This window comes from Umezawaea tangerina, from assembly GCF_003002815.1.
Lineage (GTDB): Bacteria > Actinomycetota > Actinomycetes > Mycobacteriales > Pseudonocardiaceae > Umezawaea > Umezawaea tangerina.
The window spans coordinates 122082-146422 of record NZ_PVTF01000014.1; the positions used below are offsets into that span (position 1 = coordinate 122082).

The window sequence follows — 24341 nt, forward strand, 5'->3', positions numbered from 1 at the left end:
GGTCGTCGGTACGTCCCACGTTGCACTTTCGCACCAAGGTCCGCGCAGGTCAGTGCGCGCGCAACAACCCGTCCCGCGATCCGGACGGCACCCGGTGGGCGCTCGGCTGGACGCGGCCCGCTGATGGCCCTCCGGGGCTGGGCGAGGCAAGTGGGAACCCGGTGCGCCCCGCAGCGGTGAGCGGGAACGACCGCCGTCACAACGCACTGGGCCCGCCGGGTACGGGCAGCGACGGCCAGCAGGTCCACCGGTGGGTGCCCGCGACCTCGGTCCGTCCGATGTGGACACCTGCTTCGCAGCGGCCTGCGGGCGCGACGCCGTGGCACCGCTGGAGCTGACGAAGTGGTTCGACACCAACCACCCCCACCTCGTCCCGGAGCCGGACCCGTCGACGGTGTTCGCGCTGACCGGTGACAAGCCGGTGGCGCGGTTCCGCGAGGCGCTCGCCCTCGGCGCGACGACCCGCCCGGTGCTCCTCGGTCCGGTGACGTTCCTGTTGCTGGCCAAGGCTTCCGCCGCGGCGCCACACGACTTCGTCCCGCTCGACCTGCTCGGCGCCCCGACCGCCCGCCCGGCTGCCTGCGCTGACGACTCCCCGCCACTCCCTTAACCTGGCCCGATGAGCATGCTGCTGGGAGTGGCGGGGACCGGCCAGGACGACGACGGCTGGGGAAGCGCAGCCCTGGACCTCGACGCGTACCTGGCCAGGATCGGCTACACCGGCGACCGCAAGCCCACCGCCGCCACCTTGCGAGCCCTCCAACACGCCCACGTCACCACCATCCCGTGGGAGAACGTCGACATGTTCCTCGGCCTCCCCACCCGCCTGGACATCCCTGGTTTGCAGCAGAAACTCGTCACCCGATCCCGCGGCGGCGCCTGCTCCGAACACACCACCCTCTTCGCCGCCGCCCTGGAGAAACTGGGCTACCCGGTCACCGCCCTCCAGGGCCGCGTCCGCATGGGCGCTAGAAAACGCCGCCCAGCCACCCACAACCTGCTCCGCGTGGTAGCCGACGACCGGATCTGGATCAGCGACGTCGGCTTCGGCAGCAGCCCCCTGGAACCCCTGGAACTGCAAGAAGGAAACGAGTCAACCCAAGGCGCCTGGCACTACCGCCTCACCAGGGAGGCGGACCTCTGGATCCTGCACTCCCACCGCGACAACACCTGGATCGCCGTGCACGCCTTCACCGAACAAACCCGCTACCCCGTCGACCTGGTGGTGACCAACCACTACAACGCCACCCACCCCAACTCCCCGTTCAACACCCGCCTACTGGCCCAGCACGTCACCGACAACCGCCTCGTGATGCTGGACAACACCAAGCTCATGACCGTCACACCACCAGCAGACCGCACAGACCGAACCCTGGAGCCCGACGAGGTCGCACAGGTGCTGGACACCACCTTCGGCATCAAGCTCAACAAGGACGAAGCAGCAAAGGCGACCAAGAAGCTAACCCTCCCAGCCACCTGACCGCCACCTCGCACCCAGCACTGAACACCCACCCGCTTCGCCCAACGCACAGCGAGGATGCCCTGTCCGACGCGCAGCGAGGATGCCTTCCCTGTCCGACGCGGAGCGAGGATCCCCACGTCGGGCGCAGCCCGCCACCCCGCCCCGTTGGGCGCAGCCCGCCAGCACGCATCCGGCGCGAAGCGCCTGGGGCCTTGTCGGCGCCAGCCGATGCCCTGAAGTCAGGCGCAGCCTGATGCTGGCGCAGCCAGACTTCCCCCTGCACCCCGATCCGAAGCCATCTCTATGCCCGCCCAAGCTTGTCAAGACAGCTTCACCGTCTTGACAAGCTTGGGCGGGCATAGAACACTCGGCGACCGGGGTAAAGGCACGTCCCCCAGTACCCAGCAGCCCCCGCCCAGCACCCCCTCACCCCGCATACGTATGCGTCTCCGTAGCCTTCACCGCCGCCCACAACCTCGCCCCCGGCACCAACCGCAACTCCGCCACCACCCCCGTGGTCACATCCGCCAACACCCCCGGACTCCCCTCCAGCCTCACCCGCACCGTGTGCGCGTGCTGCTCCACCCCCACCACCGTCACCGGCCACGTGTTCCGCGGACTCCCCTCCGGCCGGGCCGAGTGCAGGCTCACCGCCGACGGCGGGAACGCCACGTACACCACCCCCGACGCCGGCGCGGCGACCACCAGCTCCCCGCCCTCGTCCAGCGCCACGGACGTCCCCGACCCCCGCCCCCGGTACAGGTTCAGCCCCACCAGCTGCGCCACGTACTCGGTCCGCGGCTGCCGGGCCACCTCGGTGGGCGCCCCTTCCTGCACCACCCGCCCGCCTTCGACGATCACCAGCCGGTCCGCCAGCACCATCGCGTCCAGCGGGTCGTGCGTCACCAGCAGGGTGCGCCCGGTGTACTCGCCGAGGTGTCGCCCCAGTTCCGTGCGCACCAGCATCCGCGTGCTCGCGTCCAGCGCCGCCAACGGCTCGTCCAGCAGCAGCAACGACGGCGCCGTGGCCAACGCCCGTGCCAGCGCCACCCGTTGCGCCTGCCCGCCGGACAACGACCGCGGCCGGGCCCGCGCGTACTCCGCCAACCCGACCCGGTCCAGCCACTCCACGGCGGCGGCGTGCGCGGGTCGCCGGTCCATCCCGCGCGCCCGCAGCCCGAACGCCACGTTCTCCGCCGCGCTCAGGTGGGCGAACAGCAGGTAGTCCTGGAACACCACCCCGACCGGTCGCCGTTCGGGGCGCAGGAACACCTTCGGCGGCTCGTCCCACACCGCGTCGTCGACCCGCACGCTCCCACCGTCCAACGGCAGCAGCCCGGCCAGTGCCCGCAGCGCGGTCGTCTTGCCCGCACCGTTGGGGCCCAGCAGTGCGACGACCTCGCCGGGTGCGACGGACAGCGCCACGTCCAGCGCGAACGACCCGCGCGCCACCTGGAGGTCCGCGTGCAACGTCATGCGGCGCCGCCGACCCACCGGTCGCGCAGGCTGGCCAGCACGACGGCCGACACCAGCAGCAGCACGATACTCAGCACGATCGCCGCGTCCGGGTCGGTCTCCAGGGCGAGGTAGACCGCGAGCGGCATAGTCGTGGTCTTGCCGGGGAAGTTGCCCGCGAACGTGATGGTGGCGCCGAACTCGCCCAGCGCCCGCGCCCAGCACAGGACCGTGCCCGCGACGACGCCCGGCAGGATCGTCGGCAGCGTGACCCGGCGGAACGCCAGCCACCGCGAGGCCCCGAGCGTGGCGGCGGCCTCCTCGAACCTCGGGTCGGCCGCCCGCAGCGCGCCCTCGACGGAGATGACCAGGAACGGCATCGCCACGAACGCCTCGGCCACCACGACCCCGGCCGTGGTGAACGGCAACGAGATCCCGAACCAGGAGTAGAGGTGGGAGCCGACCAGGCCGCGCCTGCCCAGCACCAGCAGCAGCGCCACGCCGCCGACCACCGGTGGCAGCACGAGCGGCACGGTCACCAGTGCCCGCAGCAGCCCGCGGCCCGGCAGGTCCGCGCGCGCCAGCAGCCACGCGAGCGGGACCCCCAGCACCAGGCAGATCACCGTCGCCAGGCTCGCGCACAGCAGCGACAACGACAGCGCCTGCCCGACCGCCGGGCTGAACAGCTGGTCCGCCAGCGTGGCCCAGGGCGCGCGGACCAGCAGCCCGGCCAGCGGGACGAGCAGGAAGGCGAGCCCGACCAGCGCGGGCAGCACGAGGACGACGGGGAGCCGCCCCCGCGTGCCTGGGCGTCGGGTCACGGAGCGGCGAAGCCCGCCGCGGTCAGCACCGCGGTGCCCTTGCCGGACAGCACGAAGTCCACGAAGGCCTTGGCCGCGGCCGCGTTCGGGGCCTTGGCCAGCGGGGCGATCGGGTAGTCGTTGACGGCCTTGTCGGACTCCGGGAACTCGATGCCCTCGACGTCGGCGCCCGCCGCCTTCACGTCCGTCTTGTACACCAGCGCGGCGTCGACCTCGCCGAGCTTCACCTTGGTCAGCACGGCCTTGACGTCCTGCTCCAGCGTGTCCGGTGCCGCGGTGATCCCGGCGGTCTCGAACACCTTCTTGGCCGCCGCGCCGCACGGCACCTGCTCGGCGCACAGCGCGATCTTCAGGTCGGCCTTGCCGAAGTCGGCCAGCCCGGCGACCTTCGCGGGGTTGCCCTTGGGCACCGCGATCTCCAGCTTGTTCTTCACGAACGTGGTCGCGTCGCCGGTGATCCCGCCCGCGTCGCTGACCTGCTTCATGTTGGTCGGCGCCGCGGAGGCGAACACGTCGGCGGGCGCGCCGGAGTTGATCTGCTGCGCCAGCGCGGAGCTGCCCGCGAAGTTGAAGGTGACCTTGACGCCGGGGTTGGCGGCCTCGAAGTCCTTGCCCAGCTGCGTGAACGACTCCGTCAGCGACGCGGCCGCGAACACCGTGACGGCCCCGGTGACCGCGGGGGCGGACGATGCGGACGTGGCGCTGGGCTCCGTGGTGGACGCGGTGTCCTGCGCGGAGCACCCGGCCAGCGCCAGCAGGGCGAGCGCGGCCACACCAGTGCGACACAACATTCAGGCCTCCGGGATCTCTACGACGACGTGCGTGGACTTGATCGAGGCGACCGCGACGACCCCGACCTCCAGACCGAGCTCCTCGGCGGCCTCCCGGCTCATCAGGGACACCACGCGGAACGGCCCGGTCTGCATCTCGACCTGCGCCATCACGCCGTCCTTGACGACGCGGGTGACGATGCCGCGCATCCGGTTGCGGGCGGAGGCGGCGACGGTCGCGCCGGACTCGGGGTTGTCGGCGAGCTGCTGCGCGAACGCGGCGAGCGCGTGGCCCTCGACGGCCATCCGCCCGTTGTCGCCGTTCACCACGGGCAGTCGTCCCTGGTCGGCCCACCGGCGGACGGTGTCGTCGCTGACCCCCAGCAGCGCGGCGGCTTCGCTGATCCGCAAGTTCGGCATGAGGGGAAGTCTATAGCCGCGTCCACGGGAATCCGGCTAATCCGCACCTGCGGCACCAATCGTGATGATCCACCGTGAAGGCGCTCACTCTGTGATCCACGATCCGCATCCACGGGTGTGGAACTCACCACTGTTGGTGGCTTCTGCGGAGGCCTCCGTCGACCTACCGTGGTGGTCATGGACTTACTGCCGCAGGTGCGGGTCCCGGCCCAGCGTCCGCCGTTGCGCGACGACCAGGTGCTGGTCAGCGGCGACGTGGGCCGCGAGTGGGTCATCGCCACGCCGGACCTGCACGCCCACGCGGGCCTGCCGGTCGACGTCCGGTACGTCACGACCCGGCGCCGCGAGGTCCACCACGTGCAGGGCGTCCCGCTGCACCGGGTCCTCGCCAGGACCAGCCTGCTCGTCGACGACCGCCGGAAGATGGACCACCTGACGTTCGTGGTCATCGCCCGGTCCGAGGACGGCTTCCAGGTGCTGCTGTCGTGGGCGGAGGTGGACCCGGAGTTCGGCGGGTGCTCGGCGCTGCTCGCGACCCGCTACAACGGCGAGGTCCTCACCAGGCCGACGCTCGTGGTGCCGTCGGACGGCCGCTCCAGCCGGTACGTGCGGAAGGTGTGCGGGCTGCACCTGGCGCGGCTGGGCGACCGCGCGGGGGAGTAGCGCGCCTCAGGCGGCGGCCTCGCGGATCAGCTTCTCCGCGACCGGCCTCGCCGAGTCGAACGCCGCCACGTCGCCGGTCGACGTGGCCAGCGCGCTGGCGCCCTCGTAGAGCAGCATCAGGCTCCGGCCCAGGTCCTCGGGGTCCCGCAGGCCTGCCTCGCGCGCGGTGTCCGCGATCCGGCGGCGGAAGTTCTCCTTGTACGCGTGGATCACCGGCTGCGCGGGGTGGCCGGGGGTGGTCAGCTCCACGCTGGCGTTGTGGAACGGGCAGCCGCGGAACCGCTCGGGGTCCGGCCGGTCGAACAGCTGCGCCAACCGGTCGGCGGGCGCCAGCTCGTCGTCGAACAGCTTGCGCTCGACCGGGATCACCAGCTTGTCGCTCATGTGCTCCAGGTAGGCCGCGATCAGCTCGTCCTTGCCGCCGTAGAGCTGGTAGAGCGTGCGCTTGGAGACGCCCGCGACCTCGCACAGCTCGCTGACACCGGTCGACTGGATGCCGTTGCGGTAGAACAGCCTGATCGACGCCGCCAGCAGGCGCTTGCGCGGGCTGAGCGGTACGACATCTGCGCCGGTGTTCGCCATTGCTTTAGCCTACCGATCGCCCTTAGGTGAATAGGGCGTCGAGGTGAGCGAAATCTTGCCGGATCGCCGTCCGGGAAATCGCCAATTCGGTAGACGGCTGCCACTTCCGGGTAGAACGGGCAGTTCGGGGTAAATGTGCCCGATTCGCGGCGAAGTGGCATCGCACTACCGGTTGGCCGAGTGGTCCACCCGCGTCGGCGGCCGGCTCCGCCCCACGTCCCCTCGGCCCGGCACGGCGGGGGCTCGGGGTGCGGGTGTTCCGCCGCCACCTCCGGGTCGGGCTCGCCGCCGTCCGGTCCGCTTGTCGTGAACTGTCGGTTCCAGAGCTTTCATCACTTTTCCGCACGCCGTCGGCAATCGTTTGCACGGCCCTGGAAACCGTTCGGTACCCGATTGTCCGGCACGCGGTCGGGAAAGGTCACAGCAGCTTGCGCGCCCTGGCCCAGCGCGACAGTTCCCGCCGGTTCGGGAGCTGCAGCTTGCGCAGGACGGCGGCGGCGTGGGTCTCCACCGTCCGACCGGAGATCGACAGCCTCGCGCCCACCTCGCGGTAGGTGTACCCGGCGGCCACGAGCCGCAGGACGTCGCGCTCGCGCGGGGTGAGCCGGTCGAGGTCGGGGTCGCCGCGGAACGCGTCCAGCACGAAACCCGCCAGGTGCGGCGAGAAGTACGCGTCGCCCGCGTGCACCCGGCGGATCGCGGCCCGCAGGTCCGCGCCGGTGATCGCCTTGGTCACGTACCCCCGCGCGCCCGCCCGGATCACCGCGATCACGTCCTGGGTGGCGTCCGACACCGACAGCGCCAGGAACCGCACCGAGGGGAGTTCCGGCACGGTCGCCTCCAGCACCGCCCGCCCGCCGCCGCCGGGCAGGTGCACGTCCAGCAGCACCACGTCCGGCACCAGCGCGCGGACCGCCGCCACCGCCGACCCCACGTCCTCGGCCTCGCCGACCACGTCCACGTCGGACCCCATCTCGGCGCGCACACCGGACCGGACGACGGCGTGGTCGTCGACCACCAGCACGCGGATCACCGGTGCCCCAACGGCATGCGCAGCTCCACCTCGGTGCCCTCGCCCGGCGCGGTGCGGATCGCCGCCGTGCCGCCCTCGTGCGCCATCCGGCGTTCGATCGAGTCCGCGATGCCCCTGCGGTTCGCTCCACTCCGGACAGCCGGGTCGAAACCCCGGCCGCGGTCGCGGACCAGCGCGAACACCTCCGACTCGGTCACCTCCGCGAACACCGACACGCGCCGGGTCCCGCCGTGCTTGGCGGAGTTGGTCAACGCCTCCCGCATCGCGCCGACCACCGCGCGCGACCGGGGGTCCAGCTCGCACGTGCCGACGGACACCAGCTCCACCACCACGTCGAACGCGTCCTCCACGACCTCGGCGGTCGCCGCCACGGCGGCGGAGAAGTCGTTGCCCGCCAAGGGCTGCCGCCCGTACAGCCACGACCGCAGGTCGCGTTCGGTGCTCCTGGCCAGCTTGCGGACCTCCGTCGAGTCGGCCTGCTTCTGGATCAGCGTCAACGCCTGGAGCACCGAGTCGTGCAGGTGCGCCGCCAGGTCCGCGCGCTCCTCGGCACGGGCCCTGGCGGCGCGCTCCCTGGTGAGCATCCGGGTGGTCAGGAACAGCCACGGCAGCACCACCGCGCCGACCAGCGCCAGCCCGCCCGCGGTCAGGAACGACAGCATGACCGCGGGCGAGGCGAACTCCTCGCGGAACCCCTGCGGCAGCACGAACGCGACCCCGCCGACGGCGAACAGCACCGCCACCGCCACCCCCACCCGGAACAGCGGCAGCGCCTCCCGGTCGTGGCGCAGCCTGGTGTGCACCAGCGCCACCCACGGGCCCACGGTGATCACGACCACCACCAGCGTGATCGCGACCACCGCGGGCAGGCTGGGCCGCGCGGTGTTGCGCACCACCCACAGGAAGCAGCCGAACGCCAGGATCCCCAGGCACCCCAGCGCGACCAGACCGCGCGACCCCATGCGCATCCCCCTAGGAGACCCGGAAGACGGACCGGGCCAGATCGCGGCGCGGGACGTCGGTGTTCAGCGCGATCAGGTCGCCGAGGTCGTGCCGGTAGTCGACGCCGAACCGCTGCCGCAGCATCGTGAGCACCGGGTCCCCGGCGTAGAAGAACCGGTCCCCGTCGCGCATGGCCTCGAACTGCTTCTTCCAGATCGCCAGCTGCAGCTCGCCGAACTCCGTGCCCGGCACGTGCGGCTCGGCGCCCATGCCCACGAACGCGTCCAGCCCGACCACGTCCCCGTACAGCGCCTTGAGCCGCGCGGCGACCGTGGTCCGCCGCACACCGGGTGCCACGAAGTCGATGCTGTCCGGGTCGTCGATCTCCGCGCCCGGCGTCAGCTCCGGGTCGACCGGGAACGCCTCGGTGGCCTCGCCCGTGACGGCCTTGAACGACGTCCGCGGCGCCAGCCCGTAGGCCGCGCGCAGGTCGTTGTACGCCGGGATCCCGTGGTCGCGGCCGCGTTCCACGTCGATCGCCGCGATGTCGAAGATCGCCGTCTGGCAGTTCGGCTCGCACCCGGCGCGGGTCAGCGCCAGGCTGCGCACGACGTCGTCGACCTGCTCGTCGTTGCGCGACTGCGCCTGCCCGCCGAGCCCTTGCAGCAGCGGCCCGAGCTGCACCTCGCCGACCAGCTCCGGCCGGAACGCCCCGAGCGCCGGGGGGATCGTGATCTCGACGGTCGACCCGCTCTCCGCGATCCGCGCCCCCTTGGCGCGCAAGGCGTCCAGCTGCGCGGGTGCGTAGCGGGACTTCTCCGTGCGCACGACCACGTTGCCGCGCAGCATGCTGTGCGCCCGGTAGCCGACGGTCGCGAACTCGTTGGACAGCGTGGCGTCCACCGCCGGGTCGTACCCGCGGTAGGGCGCGAGCCGCACGCCCAGCGCGGGCAGGAACTCGGTGTAGGTGATGTACTGCTGCGTCGCGATGACCACCTTGCGCGCCAGCTGGAACCGCTGCTCCTCCGGCAGCCACGTCGGCAGCAGCCCCACGATCCTGTTCTGCTCACGCGCGAACAACGTCTGCACCGCCGTCAACGACACGTTCTCGTTGCCCCGGTCGTCTCCCGTCACCACCGCCCGCGCACCCATCCCGATCGGGTCGTCCGCCTCCGGCGCCGTCGCCACGTCCCCCCGCGCGTCCCGTCGAGGCAGCAAATCGTCCGGCATGAACAACTTCGCCCCGTCCCGCATCCACGCCAGCCGATCCGGCACGTGCCCGTACACCGCTTCCGCGTCCAGGTAGGAGTTGAGCTCGTTGCCCTGCTGCCGCGGCGTGGTCACCCCGCTCCCCGGCGAAGCCGCACTCCGCCCGAACGGCACCACCGGGATGTCGCTGTGGAAGTCCTCCATCGGCGCCCCGTTGACGAACGGCACCTCCACCGCCTCACCCCCTCCCACCCGCAGCCCGAACGAGTGGTCGAGGAACTGCCCCCACGCCGTCCCCCACTGGCTCACCCCGCGCTCCGAGACCTGCACCACCCCACCATCCGCGAACACCCTGTTGCTCACATACCGCGGACTGGGCCCACTTACCGGCACCCCGATCCCATCCCCATAACGCACCCCCGCCACCCGCGAGTAATCCGCCCCAGCCACCCCCCACTCCGGATGCCCCCTGTTGTTCCCCCTCCCATCCAACGCAGGCACCTCAAACCCAACCCCAACCCCAACACCCGCACCCGCCGTCCCCACCACCAACGACGACCCGGCAACAACAACCACCAACAACCCCAGCACTCTCCGATATCCCATACCCCCATGCTCACAACCCCCACCCACCCCCACATCCGTATCAGGCCCGCGCCATCCCCTTAGCCCAAACGGTCCCACCCACAAGCAGTGACACAAGAAGACCCAACAACGCTGGGAGCAGGCCACAAGCCCCTATCGACGCCGGAAGCGGCCAGCAAGCCGCCCTACCCAACGACGCTGGAAGCGAGCATGCTCGTCCGCTAGTGCGGTCGGCTTGACTTGGGGTTTTTGGGCTTAAAATTGGTCGGCGGGCAGGCTCTACCACCTGCCCTTTTTCGCCCGACGAAGCCCAAAAAAGGGGCCCCAAGTCAAGCCGACCGCACCCGGAGACAGCTGTAGCGACACCCCGTAGTCCGCTGCACCGACCCCCGGAGTCCGCTGCACCGCCCCCCGGAGCCCCCGCCACCCCACCAACGGTCCTCAAGGGAATCACCCGCGGCCACAACGGGGCGCATCACCCCCACACCCTGGCCCCCCGCACCCCATTCCACTTAGCTGCCCCCTGCCCCCACCGTCCGCACCCCCAGCAGGGAGACCCCCATGCGCTTCGCCCTGCTCGGCCACACCGAGATCCACACCGAGATCCACACCCACACCCACACCGACACCCACACCCCCGTCCTAGGCGACCTCCGCCGAGCCATCCTCGCCCTACTACTCCTGCGCGCCAACGAGTTCGTCTCGCGCGACCGGCTCATCGACGAGTGCTGGCGGGACCGTTCCGCCAAGGACCCCGTGAACGCGCTGCACCTGCACGTCGCCAAGCTGCGGACCGTGCTCGGCACCCGCTTGGAGACCCGCAGCTCCGGTTACCGGCTCACCGTCCTGCCGGGTGAGCTGGACGTGGACGTCTTCGGGCGGTTGCACCGGCAGGGCCGGGAGCTCGTCGCGCTGCACCGTTTCGAGCGCGCGAGCGAGGTGCTGCGGGAGGCGGACGCGGTGTGGCGCGGCCCGGCGTTGGCCGACGTGGCGGACGCGCCGTCCGTGGCGGGGGAGCGGGCCCGGTTGACCGAGCTGCGGCTCGGTGCGCGGGAGCTGGCCGTCGAGGCCGACCTCGCGCTGCGCAGGCACGCGGAGCTGGTGCCGGAGCTGACCCTGCTGGTCGCGGAGAACCCGTTGCGGGAGCGGCTGTCGAAGCAGCTGATGCTCGCGCTGTACCGGTGTGGACGGCAGGCCGAGGCGCTGGCGGTCTACGACTCCGCCCGCCGCCGCCTCGCCGAGTCGTCCGGCCTCGACCCGCTGCCGGGTCTGCGCGAGCTGCACAAGGCCGTGCTGCGCCAGGACGGGGCGCTCACCGGTGGGCTGGTCTCGACGTGGGCCTAGCACCGGCTCACCCGCGCACGACCGGCACCGACCAGCGTCCGCCGTGCTCCTCGTCGCCGATCTCCGGCACCCGCAGCAGCGCCGCCATCCCGATGAACCCGACGACCACCAACGTGCCGTAGAACAACGGGAAACCGCCCAGCGGCAGCAGGACCACGCCCAGCAGCGGCACGATCGACTGCGGCAGCGAGGTCGCCAGGTCGAGCACACCGAGGTCCTTGCCCGCGTCGGCCGGGTTGGGCAGCAACCGCACGCACAGCGCGAAGTCCACCGCGATGAACGTGCCGAACCCGATCGCCTGCACGCCGATCGCGAGGAACACGAACTCGTAGGACGGCGCGAACGCCACCCCCATCGTGCCGGTCGCCGCGAACAGCCCGGCCACGGCCACGAACGGCTTCTGCCGCCGCAGCTTGTCCGAGAAGTACCCGGAGCACAGCCCGGACAGGGTCTGCACGGTCACCGACAGCAGCACGGCCTTCAGGATCGTCGAGCTGACCTGGTCCGGGTCGAGCGCGAAGCGGTCGGTCATGTAGACGCCGGTGAACGCCACCGTCGCGATCGCGCAGCAGTTCAGGAACCGCACCAGCCACGCCCACGCGAACGCCGGGTGCCTGCGCGGGTCGATCCAGAACGTCCGCAGCATCGACCGCACGTCCACCGGTGGCCTGCTCACCCGGTCCGCGGGCACGTCGCGCACCAGGAACACGCTCGTCACACCGGCCGACACCGCGACCGCCGTCAGCAGGTACCACTGCCCGGCCGACCCGGCCTGCACCGTGCTCACCAGCGACAGACCGATCAGCGGGCCCAGCAGCCCCGGCAGCCCGAGGACACCCGCGACCCGGCCCTGCCGCCGCACCTCGACCTGGTCGGCGAACAGCGCGTCGGTGGCGATCTGCTGGAAGTTGAACAGCCACTGCACGAGGCTCCACAGCACGACCACGTGCCACACCTCGGTCGCCATGCCCACCCCGGCGAGGGCGAACCCGCCGGTCGTCGCCCCGAACAGCAGCCACGTCCGGCGCCGTCCGAACCGGATCGTCGTGGCGTCGCTGATCCGCCCGACGATCGGGTTGAACACCAGCGCCACCAGCGCGCCGATCCCCGTCACCAACCCGAACGACGCCGCGGCGCTGGCGCCGTCCAGCACCGAGGTCAGCTTCAGCGTCAGCAGCAGCTGGAGCGGCACCACGAGCGAGAGGTTCAACGACGTCTTCGAGATGATCAGCCCGAACACGAGGCGCCCCAAGGAGGACGGCGCGACCGGCGGCTCGACGGGTACCGGGGGAGAGACCTGGCTGGTGGTCATTGCTGGTGCCTCCTGGCACTGTGCGGGACAGGCCACCAGTCCACCTGGCTGTTCTGTCCTACCCCTGTCCTCGCCCTGTCCACTGCCGCGCGGACGGTCCACCGAGCTCGTCGGTCACCTCGTCCAGCAGCTCCCGCAGCACCGCGTGCCGCTCGGGCCCCAGCTTCTCCCGCACCCGCCGCTCGACCTCGAGCACAGCCGTGTCCGCCTCCTGCAACGCCTCGCTCCCCGCGTCGGTCAGGTGCAGCTCCTGCACGTTGCGGTGCCGCGGGTGCACCCGCCGCTCCAGCAGTCCGCGCGCCTCCAGCTTGGTCGCCAGCAGCGCCACCGCCTGCGTCGTCACCCCGAGCCGCCGCGCCAGCTCCGCCCCGCTCAGTCCGGGGAACAGGTGGACGTGCACCAGCAGCGCGTAGTGCGCCGCCGGGACGCCGACCGCCCGCAGCCCCGGCTCCTTGGCCGCCTGCACGGCCAGCTCGGCCCGGCGCAGGGCCCACACCACCCGGCTCAGGGCGTCCTCGAAAGCGGTACCCGACTCCATGGCCAGACCATAGCCCCTTGCCTATCGTCAAGCGCTTGACATGATTCAAGTCAATGACCAAGCTCAAGTCATGACATCCCGTCCCAAGGCGCTCGTCACCGGCGCGAGCAGCGGCATCGGCACGGCACTGGCCCGCAGGCTGTCCGCCGCCGACCACGACCTGGTCCTGGTGGCCCGCAGGCGCGACCGCCTGGAGGAGCTCGCCCGCGACCTCCCCACCGACGTCGAGGTGCTGGTCGCCGACCTCGGCACCCGCGACGGCGTCGACGCCGTCACCGCCCGCGTGCGGACCGGCGACCTCCGGGTCGTCATCTCGAACGCGGGCGTCGGCGGATACGCCCCGCTCGCCGAGGTCGACCCGCACGAGGTCGACCGGCTCTGGACGCTGAACTCCATCGCCCCCATCGCGATCGCCCGCGCCGCCCTGCCGTCCCTGATCGCCGCGGGTGAGGGCGGTGTCATCACGGTCGGCTCACTGCTCGCCTTCAGCTCCGGCCTCGGCAACGACCGCCTGCCCGCGCGCACCCTCTACGCGGGCGCCAAGGCCGCGACCGTCGCCTTCACCCGTGCCCTGGCGGGCGAGCTCATGGGGACCGGCGTCACCGCCACCGTCGTCTGCCCCGGTCTCGTCGCCACGGAGTGGCAGGGCGGCATGAACCAGGGCAACCCCAACGCCATGTCCGCCGCCGACGTCGCCGCGGCCGCGTGGACGGCCTTCACCCGCGGCGAGGTGCTCTGCGTGCCGGGCCTGGAGGACGCGGCCGCGGTCGACCGGTTCGCCGAGGCCGAGGCGGCACTGCTGTTCGGCGGCAACCGCGCGCCCCTGGCCGAGCGGTACCGGGCCTCGTGAGCCCGCGCGGTCACCGCGCTAGAGGTCTACGTCGGGATCGGCGAGCCGGTCGAGGTTGGGGGACGTGCCGATGAGCGCCTTGATCCGGTCGGACACGTCCCACACGTTGACGTTCATGCCGCCGAGAACCACCCCGTCGGCCAGCCAGAACGCGATGAACTCCCGGCTCGCCACGTCACCGCGGAACACGACCCGGTCGTACCCCTCGACCGTGCCGACGAACTCCATGCCCAGGTCGTACTGGTCGGTGAAGAAGTACGGCCGCTCCTGGTAGCTCGCCCCCTTGCCGAGGATCGCGGCGGCGACGGTGGCGGGCTGGCTCGCGGCGTTCGCCCAGTGCTCGACCCGCAGGTACCGCTCCAGCACCGGGTGGAAGGCCCTCGCCACGTCGCCGACCGCGAACACGTCGGGGTCGGAGGTGCGCAGGGTCGCGTCGACCACGACCCCGTCGTCGACCTCCAGCCCGGCGGCCTCGGCCAGCTCGGTGTTCGGCACCGCGCCGACGGCGACCAGCACGTGGTCGGCGGGCAGCGCGGACCCGTCGCCCAGCAGCACGGCGGACCCGGTGATCTCCACGACGTCGGCGTCGAACCGGAACTCGACCCCGTTCTCCTCGTGCAGCCCCACGAACACCCGTGCCACCTCGGGGCCGACCGCCCGGCGCAGCGGCACCGCCGACGAGTGCGCCACGGTGACCTCGACCCCCGCCTGCCGGGCGATGGACGCGACCTCCAGCCCGATCCACCCGGCCCCGACCACCACCAGCCGTCCCCCGGCCCGGAAGCTCCGCCGCAACCGGTCGGAGTCCTCCACGGTCCGCAGGTGCAGCGCCGAGTCCGCACCCGGCACGTCCAGCCGCCGCGGCCGGGAGCCGGTGGCCAGAACCAGCCGGTCGTAGTCGAGCGAGGAGCCGTCGTCGAGCGCGACCCGGTGCGCCTCCCGGTCGACCGCCGTCGCCGTCACGCCCGTGCGCAGGTCGACCCGGTGGTCGGCGTACCACCCGTCCGGGAACACCGCGAAGCTCGACCGCTCGTCCTTGCCGCCGAGGTAGCCCTTGGACAGCGGAGGACGCTCGTACGGGTGGTGCCGCTCGCCCGCGACCAGCACCACGTCACCGTCGTACCCCTGCTCCCGCAGGGCTTCCGCGGTCTTGGCGCCCGCCAGGCCGCCGCCCAGGATCACGATCGTCATGCACCCGTCCTACACCTCCCGCGCGCCCGCGGCAGGTCAGGGCTTGCGGCCGACGCCCGCGAAACCGGGGAACACCGCGCAGTCGTCGTCCAGCTCGTCCAGCGACTCCGGCCGCCACAGCGGCATCCGCGCCACCCCCGGCTCGACCAGCTCGAACCCGTCGAACAGCGCCGTCACCGCGACCTTGCCGCGCGAGGTCAGCGGGGTGACCGAGGCCGCGTACAGGTCGCGGTAGCGCAGCCAGCCCTCCGGCTCCTCACCCGGTTCGACGCCCAGGTGCGAGAGCGCGAGGTAGCTGCCGGGCGCGAGCCGGTCGCGGTAGCCCGCGATGATCCCCAGCGGGTCCTCGGAGTCCGGCATGAAGTGCAACAGCGCCACCATGAGCACCGCGACGGGCTGCTCCAGGTCGAGCAGGTCGCGCACCTCGGGGGAGGACAGGATCGTCTCCGGGTCGCGGATGTCGGACTGCAGCACGCTCACGCGCGGGTCGTCGCTGAGCAGCGACCGGCTGTGCGCCACCGCGACGGGGTCGATGTCGACGTAGACGACCCGCGACTCCGGGGCCTCCTGATGGGCCACCTCGTGGACGTTGCCGACGGTCGGGATGCCCGACCCGAGGTCGAGGAACTGCCGGACCCCTACCGACGTCAGGTACTTCACCGCCCTGCGCAGGAACGCCCGGTTGCCCATGATGGCCGCCTTCAGGCTGGGCATGATCCCCACCGCCTGGTCGGCCAGCTGCCGGTCGGCGGCGAAGTTGTGCGCTCCGTCCAGCCAGTAGTCGTAGACCCGCGCGATGCTCGGTCGTTCGAGGTCGATCTCGTGGGGTGCCCAGTCCGGTCGTGCCATCGCCCCATCATGACAGCCCGTGACAGCGCGCTGACGGCGATCCGGCAGCGGGGGTGGGGACAGTGGCCGGGAACCGACACCCGACACCGTGGAGCCACCATGAACACCCAGGTCCTGATCGTGGGAGCCGGTCCTACCGGCCTCGTCCTCGCCTGCGACCTCGCCCGCCGGGGCGTCCCGCACCGGATCGTCGACCGGGCGCCCTCGTACTTCCCCGGCTCGCGGGGGGACGGCCTGCAGCCCCGCACGCTGGAGGTGTTCGAGGACCTCGGCGTGCTCGACGCGGTCGTGGCGGCGGGGATGGGCGCACCGCTGCTCCGCGTCTACAACGGGGGCGAGGTGGTGGCCGAGATGCGGATGGCCGAGCCGACCGAGCCCACGCCGGACGTGCCGCACCCGAACCTCTGGTTCGTGCCGCAGTTCCGCACCGAGGAGATCCTGCGCGCCCGGCTCGCCGAGCTGGGCGGCCGCGTCGAGCTCGCCACCGAGCTGGTCGGCTTCGTCCAGGACGCCGACGGCGTGACCGCGACCCTGCGGCACGACGGCGTGGAGGAGGAGGTCCGCGCCGACTACCTGGTCGGCGCGGACGGCGGCGGCAGCACCGTGCGCAAGCGTGCGGGCATCGCGTTCGTCGGCGACACCGACGAGACCGCCAAGGCCCTGCTCGCCGACGTCCTGGTCGACGGCCTCGACCACTCGCCCGAGCACGGGTACGCGTGGATGCACGAGGGCGCGGGCGTCGGGCTGTCGCCGCTGCCGGTGGCGGACCTCTACAACCTCACCGCCCAGCCGCCCGCCGACGGCGTCGAGCCCACGCGGGAGTGGTTGCAGGAGCGGCTGGACACCGCCTCCGGTCGCACCGACATCCGGATCCGCGAGGTCGTGTGGGCGACGGTGTGGCGGCCCAACGTCCGCACCGCGGAGCGGTTCCAGGACGGCCGGGTGCTGCTCGTGGGCGACGCCGCGCACGTCTGCCCGCCCACCGGCGGACAGGGCCTGAACACCGGGGTGCAGGACGCGTACAACCTCGGCTGGAAGCTCGCCGCCTCCCGCCAGCTGGTCGACACCTACGCCGTGGAGCGGGAGCCGATCGCCCAGGGCGTGCTGGAGCTGGCCGCGCGCACGTTGCAGCGGCTCATGGACGGCGAGGAGGGCGCCTACCAGCGCGGCTCCGAGTTCCACCAGCTCGGGCTGAACTACCGCGGCGGCCCGCTCAGCCGCGACGACCGCGCGGTGCCGGGCCCGCTGCGGGCGGGCGACCGCGCGCCGGACGCGCCGTGCCGCGAGAACGGCTCGCCCGTCAGGCTGTTCGAGGTGTTCCGTGGTCCTGGGTGGACGGTCCTGGAGCTGCGCGACGGGCTCGCGCTGGCCGGTGACCGCACGCTCGTGGACACCGACGGCCACCTGGGCGCCGCCTACGGCGTCGACGGGTTCGTCGCCGTCCGCCCCGACGGGTACGTCGGCCTGGTCGCCGACGACCGCGCCGCCGTCGACACCTACCTGGACGCGGTCGCCACCGGTTCGCGGGCCGTCCGGTAGCGGACGCGGTCGGCGCCTACCTGGACTCGATCGCGGCCAGCGCCACCGGCTCGCGCCCGCCGCGTTCGCGGGCCGTCCGGTAACCCGCCTCCCCGAGGGCGCGGACGCAGCGGGCCCGCAGCGCCAGCACGTCGGGGTCGAGGGTGTCCTCGACCCCGCGCAGCGCGGCCGCGGCCCCGAGCGCGGCCGCCGCCTGCTCCGGGAACCCGTGGTCGATGCACCAGCGCGCGGCGTTCTCCACCACGAGCGCGCGCACCGGGCCGTCGAGGATGGTCGCGGACAGCTCCAGCGCCACCCGGTGCCGGTCGCGGGCCTCCTCGACCCGGCCGAGGCGGCCCAGGACGTCGGCGGCGGTGGTGTGCAGCAGGGCGAGGAAGTGCGGGGTGGGCTGGACGTCGTCGGCCGGGCCGACCGCCCGCACGACCGCCCACGACTCGTCGAGCCACCGGTCCGCCGCGGCCCAGTCGCCGCGGTGCCGGGCGACCTCGGCGCGCGCGTGCAGCACCCTGGCCAGCGCCACGGCGCCGGTGCGCTCGGCGGCCCGCCCGGCCAGGTCCAGCTCCGCCTCGGCGTCGTCGAGCCGACCGGCGCGCGCCCGCAGCCTGGCCGACGTGGTCAGCAGCATCACCGGCCCGAGCAGCACGTCGTCGCCGCCGAGCACGGCGCCGCTGGCGCGGGAGTCGTCCAGCGCGGCCGCCGCGCCCGGCGCGTCACCGCGGTTGTCCAGCACCACGGACAGCTCGTAGCAGGCGAACGTCCGCCCCCACCGGTCACCGGCGCGGTCGAAGCCCGCGAGCGCGTCCCGCAGGTGCCGTTCGGCCGACGGCGTGCCGCCGGGGGTCATCTCGGCGGCGACGATGCCGTGCATCAGGTGCCCGAACGCGCCGAGCCACGGATCGGGGCTCGCGGCGAACCGCCCGGCCAGCGCGGTGGCGTAGCGCAGCGGGTCGGCGGGCATCCAGGCGCCGACCGTCCACGCCGCGAACAGCGCCGGGTGCACGATCCGGTCGAGCACGTCGTCCAGGCCGGGCACCAGCCCGCCCTCGCCGTTGGCCAGCAGGACCAGCGCGTGCGCGTCCTCCAGCCCGGCGGGCGCCTCCGGTCCGACGGCCCGCAGCACGGCCTCCGCGCGTTCCGCCATCTCCCGGCGGGCACCGCGCACGAACCACGGCCACAGCCGGGCGGTGAACAGCCGCAGCGCGAGGTCCGCCCGTCCGGTCGCCAGCGCGTGGTCCAGCGCCGCGTCCAGGTTGCCGCGCTCCAGGTCCAGCCGCGCGAGCCACCGCCGCTGGTCCTGCCCGCGGACCCGCGGCTCGGCCGTCTCGGCCCAAGCCGCGAAGCACTCCGCGTGCCGGTCGCGGACCGCCGCGGTCCCCGTCCCCAGCTTCTCGGCGGCGTACTCCCGCACGGTCGCCAGCAGCCCGTACCGGACGTCGCCGTCGTGCTCGGCGACGACCGCCAGCGACTTGTCCACCAAGGCGGACAACAGGTCCAGCGGATCGCCGTCGACGCAGACGCGGCCCACCGCCTCCGCCGTCGCGCCGCCCACGAAGACCGACAGGCGGGCCAGCAGCCCGCGCTCGCCGTCGGCCAGCAGGTCCCAGCTCCAGTCGACCACCGCGCGCAGCGTCCGGTGCCGGGCCGCCGCCGTGCGGTCGCCCCGGTCCAGCAGCCGGAACCGGTCGCCGATCCGCTCGGCCAGCTGCTCGGGCGTCATCGACCGCAGCCTGGCCGCGGCCAGCTCGATCGCCAGCGGCAGCCCGTCCAGCTCCCGGCACACCCGCTCGACGTCCGGCGTGACCGCGAAACCCGGCCGCACGGCCGAAGCGCGGTCGGCGAACAGCGCCACCTGCGCCGTGGAGTCCAAAGTGGACACCGGGTGCAGCGCCTCGCCGGTGAGACCTAGGGGTTCCCGGCTGGTGGCCAGCACCCGCACCGCCGCCGTCCGCGACAGCAGCCGGTCGACCAGCACCGCCACGGCGTCCACGAGGTGCTCGCAGTTGTCCAGCACCAGCACCATCCGCCGGTCCGCGATGACCTCCAGCAGCCGGTCCACCGCGTCGGCCGGGCCCGGTTCGGGCAGCACGCCCACGCTGGGGCGGCCGAGCAGCGCGAGCACGGCGGGCACCACCCGGTCGGGGTCGGTCACCGCGCCCAGCTCGACGACCCACGCCCGCACGGGCAGCCGGGCCGCCACCTCCAGCGCGAGCCTCGTCTTGCCGACCCCGCCGGGGCCGGTCAGCGTGACCAGCCGGTGGTCCCGCAGCCGCAGGCCCACCTGCTCCAGGTCGGTCTCCCGGCCCACGAACGACGTCCAGCGGGCGGGCACGTGACCGCGTTCGGGCGCCGACTCGGCCCGCAGCGCCGCCAGGTGCGCCTCGCGCAGCTCCTGACCGGGGTCGGAGCCGAGCTCGTCGGCCAGCGCCCGGCGGATCCGCTCGTGCACCCGCAGCGCCTCGGCCTGCCTGCCCTCCGCGCACAGCGCCCGCATCAGCCGCACGTGCGCGCGTTCCCGCAGCGGGTGCGCCGCGCACAGCTCGGTCAGCTCCGGGACCAGCCCGGTCGCGCCGGTGTCGGCCAGGTCCTCGACGGCGGTCAGCCGCAGCTCGGCCAGCCTCGGCCCGTCGAACGGCAGGTCGCCCCGCCACAGCGCCAGCGCCTCCCGCAGCAGCGCGGCCGCCCGGACGGGGTCGGCCGACGCCGCCGCACCGATCAGGCGTTCGAACTCCCACGCGTCCACCGCGTCCGGCGGCAGGTCGAGCAGGTACCCGGTCGGCCGCGACCCGATCGCCGCCCGCCCGACCCCCGCGTCGGCGTCCAGCGCCCGCCGCAGCCTCGCGACCAGCGACTGCAACGCCGCCGTCGGGTCCGCCGGAGGGGTCTCCGGCCACAGGTCGGCGCACAACGTGGCGGGGCTCACGACGCGGCCCTTCGCCAGGGCGAGCCGCACCAGCAGCGCCCGCGGACCGCCGCCCCCGATCGCGACCGGTGTGCCGTCGGAGCCGTGCACCTCCAACGGTCCCAGGATCCCGATCCGCATCACGCCCCCATTCTTGTGCAGGCCAGGGGGCGGGCGGACAATGGCGCCCACTACGAGTTCCCGAACCCCGCGCACCCCGCGGGACCGCGGACGCGCCGCCTGGGACGTCGGTGGTTCGGGAATCGTTGGTTATCGTTGGCGCGGGGTCATGAGGCCCGCCGGTGGCCAGGTGCGACACCGACGGAACTGAACCGAACGACGGTGGGGTTAATGTCGACTATGGGGAATCTGCGCTCCCGTGTGCTCGCGAGGCTCGGGCGGGGCTACCTGGCGCGCTTGCAGAAGAAGCCGCTCGACCTGTCGACCCTGTCGTTCTTCCCCAGCTCCGCCCTCATGCCGCTGCGCCGCGACGGCGTCGACCCGGTGCCCGAGCTCGGGGTGCGGCGCAGGCGCGAGCCGGTCGGCAAGCTCAAGCTCCCGTTCGGCATCAACGTGTGGCTGGTGACCGGCTACGAGGAGTCGAAGGAGGTCCTGGGCAAGGTCGACGAGTTCAGCAACGACTTCGTCAACCTGGTCGGCACCTCCGGCGGCCTGTCCTCCGACAGCAACCCCGGCGGCCTCGGCTTCGCCGACCCGCCCGTCCACACCCGCCTGCGCAAGCTGCTGACGCCCGAGTTCACCATGCGCAGGCTGGGCCGTCTCGCCCCCCGCATCGAGGCCATCGTCACCGAGCGCCTCGACGAGATGGCCGCCACCGACGGCCCCGTCGACCTCGTCGAGGCCTTCGCCCTCCCCATCCCGTCCCTCGCCATCTGCGAACTCCTCGGCGTCCCCTACGAGGACCGCGAGGACTTCCAACGCCTCAGCATGGCCCGCTTCGACCTCTTCGCCGGCGCCAACCCGTCCCTCGGCGCCATGTCCGAGTCGCTCGCCTACTTCATGGACGTCGTCAAGAAGCAACGCGAACACCCCGGCGACGGTCTCATCGGGATGATCATCAAGGAGCACGGCGACGAGGTCGACGACCGCGAGCTCGCCGGCCTCGCCGACGGCGTCCTCACCGGCGGCTTCGAAACCACCGCCAGCATGCTCGCCCTGGGCGCGCTGGTGCTCCTGGAGGACCGCGAGGCCTTCGCCCGCGTCCGCGACGACGACTCCGCCATCAACCAGTTCGTCGAGGAGCTGCTCCGCCACCTCACCGTCGTCCAGGTGGCGTTCCCCCGCTTCGCCCGCACCGACATGGTCATCGGCGGCAAGCACATCGCCAAGGGCGACGTTGTTGTTTGCTCCCTCAGCGGCGCCAACCGCGACGAGTCCCTCGGCCCCAACATGGAATCCTTCGACCCGAACCGCAAGGCCCCTTCCCACCTCGCCTTCGGCTACGGCATCCACCGCTGCATCGGCGCCGAACTGGCCAGAATGGAACTCCGCGCCGCCTACCCGGCCCTCGTCCGCCGCTTCCCGGAAATGCGCCTCCACGGCACCCAGAACGACCTCGCCTTCCGCAAGACCTCCGTCGTCTACGGCGTAGAAGCCCTACCAGTCGTACTCGGCTAACCACCCAACGCGCCGGACGCTGGACACAAGTCGCTGGACCAAAGCCAACGTCCCAACGACGCTGAAACCGACACGCAAGCGGACCAACGACGCTGGAACCGAAAGCCAACGGCCCAACGACGCTGGAAGCGAGCACGCTCGTCCGCTAGTGCGGTCGGCTTGACTTGGGGTTTTTGGGCTTAAACTTGCGGCGGCGGGCAGGCTCTACCACCTGCCCTTTTTCGCCCGACGAAGCCCAAAAAAGGGGCCCCAAGTCAAGCCGACCGCACCCGGAGACAGCTGTAGCGACACCCCCGGAGCCCACCGCAGCGACACCCCCGTAGTCCGCTGCACCGACACCAGGCCCACTCACCCCCAGTCGATGTCCTCCACCCCCGCCAGCGGCCCCCTCCCAGCCCCCTCCAACACCTCAACCCCCACCGTATCCGCCTCGTGCAGCACAGCCGGGAACACCAACCCCGTCCTCTCCTCCACCTCCGCGACCCCCACCTGGAAGACCCGGAACTCGTCCAGGTCCAGCGCCTCCAGCTGATCCAGGTTCTGGGTCAACAGGAACGCCCTGGTCCGCAGCTCCCCGTCCACGGCGAACGTGATCACCTTCCAGAACTCCCTCGGCAGCGCCACGGTCCGGAACACCCGGTCGTCGGCGTTGAACACCGGGCCGCCGCTCACGCTCACCCGGAGGTCGTCGACCTCGACGTCGGCGAACAGCGCGTCTTCCAGCCGCCCCCACAGCCCGGCTTTGGCGCTCTGGTTGAAGTCGTCCATCTGCGGCGTGATGTTGGTGAAGAAGAAGGAGTCGGTGTTCGCCTTGTCCGCCACGGCGGCGGTGCCCCAGATGAGGTCCGCGCGCCGTGCGATGTGACCGCGGTCGAGCCGGTTGTTCTTGTACAGCTCGTCGCCGGTCTGGACGTCCGCGGGCAGCCGGGGGTCCTTGACGAACGGGATGCCGCTGCGGTCGAGCTTCTTCAGCGCGCCGCCGTCGATGTTCCACGCCACCCACAACGCGAACTTGCGGGACCTGCTCATCGCCAACGAGAAGTGGGTGTAGTCGATCCGCTCGCTGCCGTCGAGCAGCACCGCGTCGTCCTTGGTGGCGTCGGTCAGCGCGGGCGCGTCCACCCGCACCCCGAGGAAGTCGGCGTCGTACCCGGTCGGCACGGCCTGCGCGACGACCACCGACGGCGGGTCCAGCGTCACCTCCAGCTTCTCGAACACCGACCGCGGCAGGCACGCCAGCGCGTGCTCGTCCGGATCGCCGCCGCCCTCGCCCGCGAAGTGCAGGCCCGCCAGCACCTTGCTCGGTCTGCCGTTGCCCAGCTTGAAGATCCAGGCCGCGCCCGAGTCGCCGCCGGAGCTGATCTCGCCGTCGGCGGGCGCGTTGCGCGGGTCGACGCCGATCTCGAACCCGCCGATCTCCTGCTCGCCCTCGGCACCGCCGTAGTCGATCTTCACCAGGGTGTCGACCCGCCGCACGACCCCGTGCGTGACCCCGGTCGTCCGACCGCTCTTGACCACCTTGTCGCCGAGCTCCGGCTCGCCGATCTGCGTGACGGCGACGTCGAGCTCTATGGCGTTCGCGTCGTACGCGCGGTCCTCGATGGACGCGATCGCGCAGTCGCCCGCCTTGCCGAGGTAGGAGCGGACCAGCCTGCCCAGCCTGTTGCGGTCGACCCGGTTGTCGTCGTGCTTGCCGGGCTGCACCACGTCCTCGCCCAGCTCGCCGTCGGGGCCGTGCAGCACGTGCCAGTTGCTCAGCACGTACGGCGTCCCGTCGACCTTGTCGTAGACGATGCAGCCGATCGTCCCGGCGCTGACCTTCACATGGCCGACGCTCGCGCCCGGCGCGATGGGGTCGATGCGGGTCTTGCGGTCCACGGCGGCCGCCTCGGACACCACGCGGAAGTCCGCTTTGTACTGCCGTTGCAGGACGTCCGTCGGTACCTCGAAGCCGTCGACCACGACCACCGGCGGCAGCGCGGTCGTCCCCAGCGCCTCCAGCTCCTCGGGCTGCGCCTTGCGCCGCACGGTGAACTGGACCGAGATCTCCTTGGTGGGCTTGCCGTCCCGCTGCTTGTAGCCGACGCCGATCGAGGACACGTTGTCGTCGCGCAGGAAGTCCGACCCCTTGGCGCGGATGAACCTCCGCAACGCGGCCATCAGCTCGTCCGGTGCCGGGGCGGCCTTCCCGGTTCTCCTGGCTGCCATCGCGACCACTTCCTCCACGCGGGCACCGAAC

21 protein-coding genes are annotated in these 24341 nt (G+C 72.4%); 7 read left to right on the forward strand and 14 right to left on the reverse strand.

Annotated elements, in window-relative coordinates:
• Positions 1 to 250 precede the first annotated feature (250 nt).
• Positions 251 to 610, forward strand: a complete 360-nt coding sequence (locus CLV43_RS37470; RefSeq protein ID WP_106193626.1) for a hypothetical protein — start codon at positions 251 to 253, stop codon at positions 608 to 610.
• A gap of 9 nt (positions 611 to 619) precedes the next feature.
• Positions 620 to 1480, forward strand: coding sequence for an arylamine N-acetyltransferase family protein (locus CLV43_RS37475; RefSeq protein ID WP_211304748.1), 861 nt, complete (start codon positions 620 to 622; stop codon positions 1478 to 1480).
• 408 nt (positions 1481 to 1888) lie between these two features.
• Here CLV43_RS37475 and CLV43_RS37480 read toward each other — a convergent pair whose 3' ends face one another.
• The 4 genes from CLV43_RS37480 to CLV43_RS37495 are packed head-to-tail and all read right to left on the reverse strand — an operon-like array spanning position 1889 to position 4928.
• The gene (locus tag CLV43_RS37480; RefSeq protein ID WP_106193996.1) at positions 1889 to 2938 is read right to left on the reverse strand and encodes an ABC transporter ATP-binding protein; all 1050 of its coding nucleotides are present in this window, start codon (positions 2936 to 2938) and stop codon (positions 1889 to 1891) included.
• On the reverse strand, positions 2935 to 3738 hold the full coding sequence (modB, locus tag CLV43_RS37485) for a molybdate ABC transporter permease subunit (protein WP_106193627.1): 804 nt from the start codon (positions 3736 to 3738) through the stop codon (positions 2935 to 2937). Before modB ends, CLV43_RS37480 begins: the two co-directional genes overlap by 4 nt.
• Positions 3735 to 4529: a molybdate ABC transporter substrate-binding protein gene (gene modA / locus CLV43_RS37490; RefSeq protein WP_106193629.1), complete on the reverse strand. Its 795-nt coding sequence runs from the start codon at positions 4527 to 4529 to the stop codon at positions 3735 to 3737. Before modA ends, modB begins: the two co-directional genes overlap by 4 nt.
• A complete protein-coding gene (locus tag CLV43_RS37495; RefSeq protein ID WP_106193630.1) occupies positions 4530 to 4928 on the reverse strand; it encodes a TOBE domain-containing protein in 399 nt (132 codons plus the stop codon).
• A gap of 177 nt (positions 4929 to 5105) precedes the next feature.
• Here CLV43_RS37495 and CLV43_RS37500 point away from each other — a divergent pair, with 177 nt between their 5' ends.
• A complete protein-coding gene (locus CLV43_RS37500; protein ID WP_106193998.1) occupies positions 5106 to 5591 on the forward strand; it encodes a molybdopterin-binding protein in 486 nt (161 codons plus the stop codon).
• A gap of 6 nt (positions 5592 to 5597) precedes the next feature.
• On the opposite strand, the gene CLV43_RS37505 is transcribed toward CLV43_RS37500, so the two are convergent.
• The 4 genes from CLV43_RS37505 to CLV43_RS37520 form a co-directional block, all read right to left on the reverse strand.
• A complete protein-coding gene (locus tag CLV43_RS37505) occupies positions 5598 to 6173 on the reverse strand; it encodes a TetR/AcrR family transcriptional regulator (RefSeq protein WP_106193632.1) in 576 nt (191 codons plus the stop codon).
• Between the two features lie 418 nt (positions 6174 to 6591).
• Positions 6592 to 7203 carry a response regulator gene (locus CLV43_RS37510; protein ID WP_211304761.1) on the reverse strand — a complete coding sequence of 204 codons (612 nt, stop codon included), beginning with the start codon at positions 7201 to 7203 and terminating at the stop codon, positions 6592 to 6594.
• Positions 7203 to 8168, reverse strand: a complete 966-nt coding sequence (locus CLV43_RS37515) for a sensor histidine kinase (RefSeq protein WP_106193635.1) — start codon at positions 8166 to 8168, stop codon at positions 7203 to 7205. Before CLV43_RS37515 ends, CLV43_RS37510 begins: the two co-directional genes overlap by 1 nt.
• Before the next feature lie 10 nt (positions 8169 to 8178).
• Positions 8179 to 9963 (reverse strand): peroxidase family protein, encoded by a 1785-nt coding sequence (locus CLV43_RS37520; RefSeq protein WP_106193637.1) that lies wholly within the window; start codon positions 9961 to 9963, stop codon positions 8179 to 8181.
• A gap of 540 nt (positions 9964 to 10503) precedes the next feature.
• Between CLV43_RS37520 and CLV43_RS37525 the strand changes: the two genes are divergently transcribed.
• Positions 10504 to 11286: an AfsR/SARP family transcriptional regulator gene (locus CLV43_RS37525; protein ID WP_106193638.1), complete on the forward strand. Its 783-nt coding sequence runs from the start codon at positions 10504 to 10506 to the stop codon at positions 11284 to 11286.
• 7 nt (positions 11287 to 11293) lie between these two features.
• Here CLV43_RS37525 and CLV43_RS37530 read toward each other — a convergent pair whose 3' ends face one another.
• On the reverse strand, positions 11294 to 12598 hold the full coding sequence (locus CLV43_RS37530) for an MFS transporter (RefSeq protein ID WP_106193640.1): 1305 nt from the start codon (positions 12596 to 12598) through the stop codon (positions 11294 to 11296).
• Positions 12599 to 12656: 58 nt separating this feature from the next.
• Positions 12657 to 13136: a MarR family winged helix-turn-helix transcriptional regulator gene (locus CLV43_RS37535; RefSeq protein WP_106193642.1), complete on the reverse strand. Its 480-nt coding sequence runs from the start codon at positions 13134 to 13136 to the stop codon at positions 12657 to 12659.
• A 70-nt stretch (positions 13137 to 13206) separates the two neighbouring features.
• Here CLV43_RS37535 and CLV43_RS37540 point away from each other — a divergent pair, with 70 nt between their 5' ends.
• On the forward strand, positions 13207 to 13986 hold the full coding sequence (locus CLV43_RS37540; RefSeq protein ID WP_106193643.1) for an SDR family NAD(P)-dependent oxidoreductase: 780 nt from the start codon (positions 13207 to 13209) through the stop codon (positions 13984 to 13986).
• Between the two features lie 18 nt (positions 13987 to 14004).
• On the opposite strand, the gene CLV43_RS37545 is transcribed toward CLV43_RS37540, so the two are convergent.
• Together CLV43_RS37545 and CLV43_RS37550 are read right to left on the reverse strand one after the other, a co-directional pair.
• Entirely contained in the window at positions 14005 to 15177 is a 1173-nt protein-coding gene (locus CLV43_RS37545; RefSeq protein ID WP_106193645.1) for an NAD(P)/FAD-dependent oxidoreductase, read from the reverse strand.
• 36 nt (positions 15178 to 15213) lie between these two features.
• On the reverse strand, positions 15214 to 16026 hold the full coding sequence (locus tag CLV43_RS37550) for an SAM-dependent methyltransferase (RefSeq protein WP_106193646.1): 813 nt from the start codon (positions 16024 to 16026) through the stop codon (positions 15214 to 15216).
• A 99-nt stretch (positions 16027 to 16125) separates the two neighbouring features.
• On the opposite strand from CLV43_RS37550, the gene CLV43_RS37555 reads away from it, so the two are divergent.
• Positions 16126 to 17565, forward strand: a complete 1440-nt coding sequence (locus CLV43_RS37555; RefSeq protein ID WP_106193648.1) for an FAD-dependent monooxygenase — start codon at positions 16126 to 16128, stop codon at positions 17563 to 17565.
• Between the two features lie 16 nt (positions 17566 to 17581).
• Here the strand turns inward: CLV43_RS37555 and CLV43_RS37560 are convergent, their stop codons facing one another.
• Complete coding sequence (locus CLV43_RS37560) at positions 17582 to 20605, reverse strand: AfsR/SARP family transcriptional regulator (RefSeq protein WP_146175059.1); 3024 nt, start codon at positions 20603 to 20605, stop codon at positions 17582 to 17584.
• Positions 20606 to 20824: 219 nt separating this feature from the next.
• Here CLV43_RS37560 and CLV43_RS37565 point away from each other — a divergent pair, with 219 nt between their 5' ends.
• Positions 20825 to 22102: a cytochrome P450 gene (locus CLV43_RS37565; protein ID WP_106193651.1), complete on the forward strand. Its 1278-nt coding sequence runs from the start codon at positions 20825 to 20827 to the stop codon at positions 22100 to 22102.
• A gap of 348 nt (positions 22103 to 22450) precedes the next feature.
• Here CLV43_RS37565 and CLV43_RS37570 read toward each other — a convergent pair whose 3' ends face one another.
• Positions 22451 to 24310 carry a DNA/RNA non-specific endonuclease gene (locus CLV43_RS37570; protein WP_106193999.1) on the reverse strand — a complete coding sequence of 620 codons (1860 nt, stop codon included), beginning with the start codon at positions 24308 to 24310 and terminating at the stop codon, positions 22451 to 22453.
• Positions 24311 to 24341: the final 31 nt, after the last annotated feature.

Coding starts and splice junctions, on each gene's coding strand:
- CLV43_RS37520 (WP_106193637.1), bottom strand. CDS start 9,963: ATGGGATATCGGAGAGTGCTGGGGTTGTTGGTGGTTGTTGTTGCCGGG.
- CLV43_RS37560 (WP_146175059.1), bottom strand. CDS start 20,605: ATGCGGATCGGGATCCTGGGACCGTTGGAGGTGCACGGCTCCGACGGC.
- CLV43_RS37500 (WP_106193998.1), top strand. CDS start 5,106: ATGGACTTACTGCCGCAGGTGCGGGTCCCGGCCCAGCGTCCGCCGTTG.
- CLV43_RS37535 (WP_106193642.1), bottom strand. CDS start 13,136: ATGGAGTCGGGTACCGCTTTCGAGGACGCCCTGAGCCGGGTGGTGTGG.
- CLV43_RS37570 (WP_106193999.1), bottom strand. CDS start 24,310: ATGGCAGCCAGGAGAACCGGGAAGGCCGCCCCGGCACCGGACGAGCTG.
- CLV43_RS37525 (WP_106193638.1), top strand. CDS start 10,504: ATGCGCTTCGCCCTGCTCGGCCACACCGAGATCCACACCGAGATCCAC.
- CLV43_RS37545 (WP_106193645.1), bottom strand. CDS start 15,177: ATGACGATCGTGATCCTGGGCGGCGGCCTGGCGGGCGCCAAGACCGCG.
- CLV43_RS37530 (WP_106193640.1), bottom strand. CDS start 12,598: ATGACCACCAGCCAGGTCTCTCCCCCGGTACCCGTCGAGCCGCCGGTC.
- CLV43_RS37505 (WP_106193632.1), bottom strand. CDS start 6,173: ATGGCGAACACCGGCGCAGATGTCGTACCGCTCAGCCCGCGCAAGCGC.
- CLV43_RS37565 (WP_106193651.1), top strand. CDS start 20,825: ATGGGGAATCTGCGCTCCCGTGTGCTCGCGAGGCTCGGGCGGGGCTAC.
- CLV43_RS37495 (WP_106193630.1), bottom strand. CDS start 4,928: ATGCCGAACTTGCGGATCAGCGAAGCCGCCGCGCTGCTGGGGGTCAGC.
- CLV43_RS37515 (WP_106193635.1), bottom strand. CDS start 8,168: ATGGGGTCGCGCGGTCTGGTCGCGCTGGGGTGCCTGGGGATCCTGGCG.
- CLV43_RS37555 (WP_106193648.1), top strand. CDS start 16,126: ATGAACACCCAGGTCCTGATCGTGGGAGCCGGTCCTACCGGCCTCGTC.
- CLV43_RS37550 (WP_106193646.1), bottom strand. CDS start 16,026: ATGGCACGACCGGACTGGGCACCCCACGAGATCGACCTCGAACGACCG.
- CLV43_RS37480 (WP_106193996.1), bottom strand. CDS start 2,938: ATGACGTTGCACGCGGACCTCCAGGTGGCGCGCGGGTCGTTCGCGCTG.
- CLV43_RS37540 (WP_106193643.1), top strand. CDS start 13,207: ATGACATCCCGTCCCAAGGCGCTCGTCACCGGCGCGAGCAGCGGCATC.
- modA (WP_106193629.1), bottom strand. CDS start 4,529: ATGTTGTGTCGCACTGGTGTGGCCGCGCTCGCCCTGCTGGCGCTGGCC.
- CLV43_RS37475 (WP_211304748.1), top strand. CDS start 620: ATGAGCATGCTGCTGGGAGTGGCGGGGACCGGCCAGGACGACGACGGC.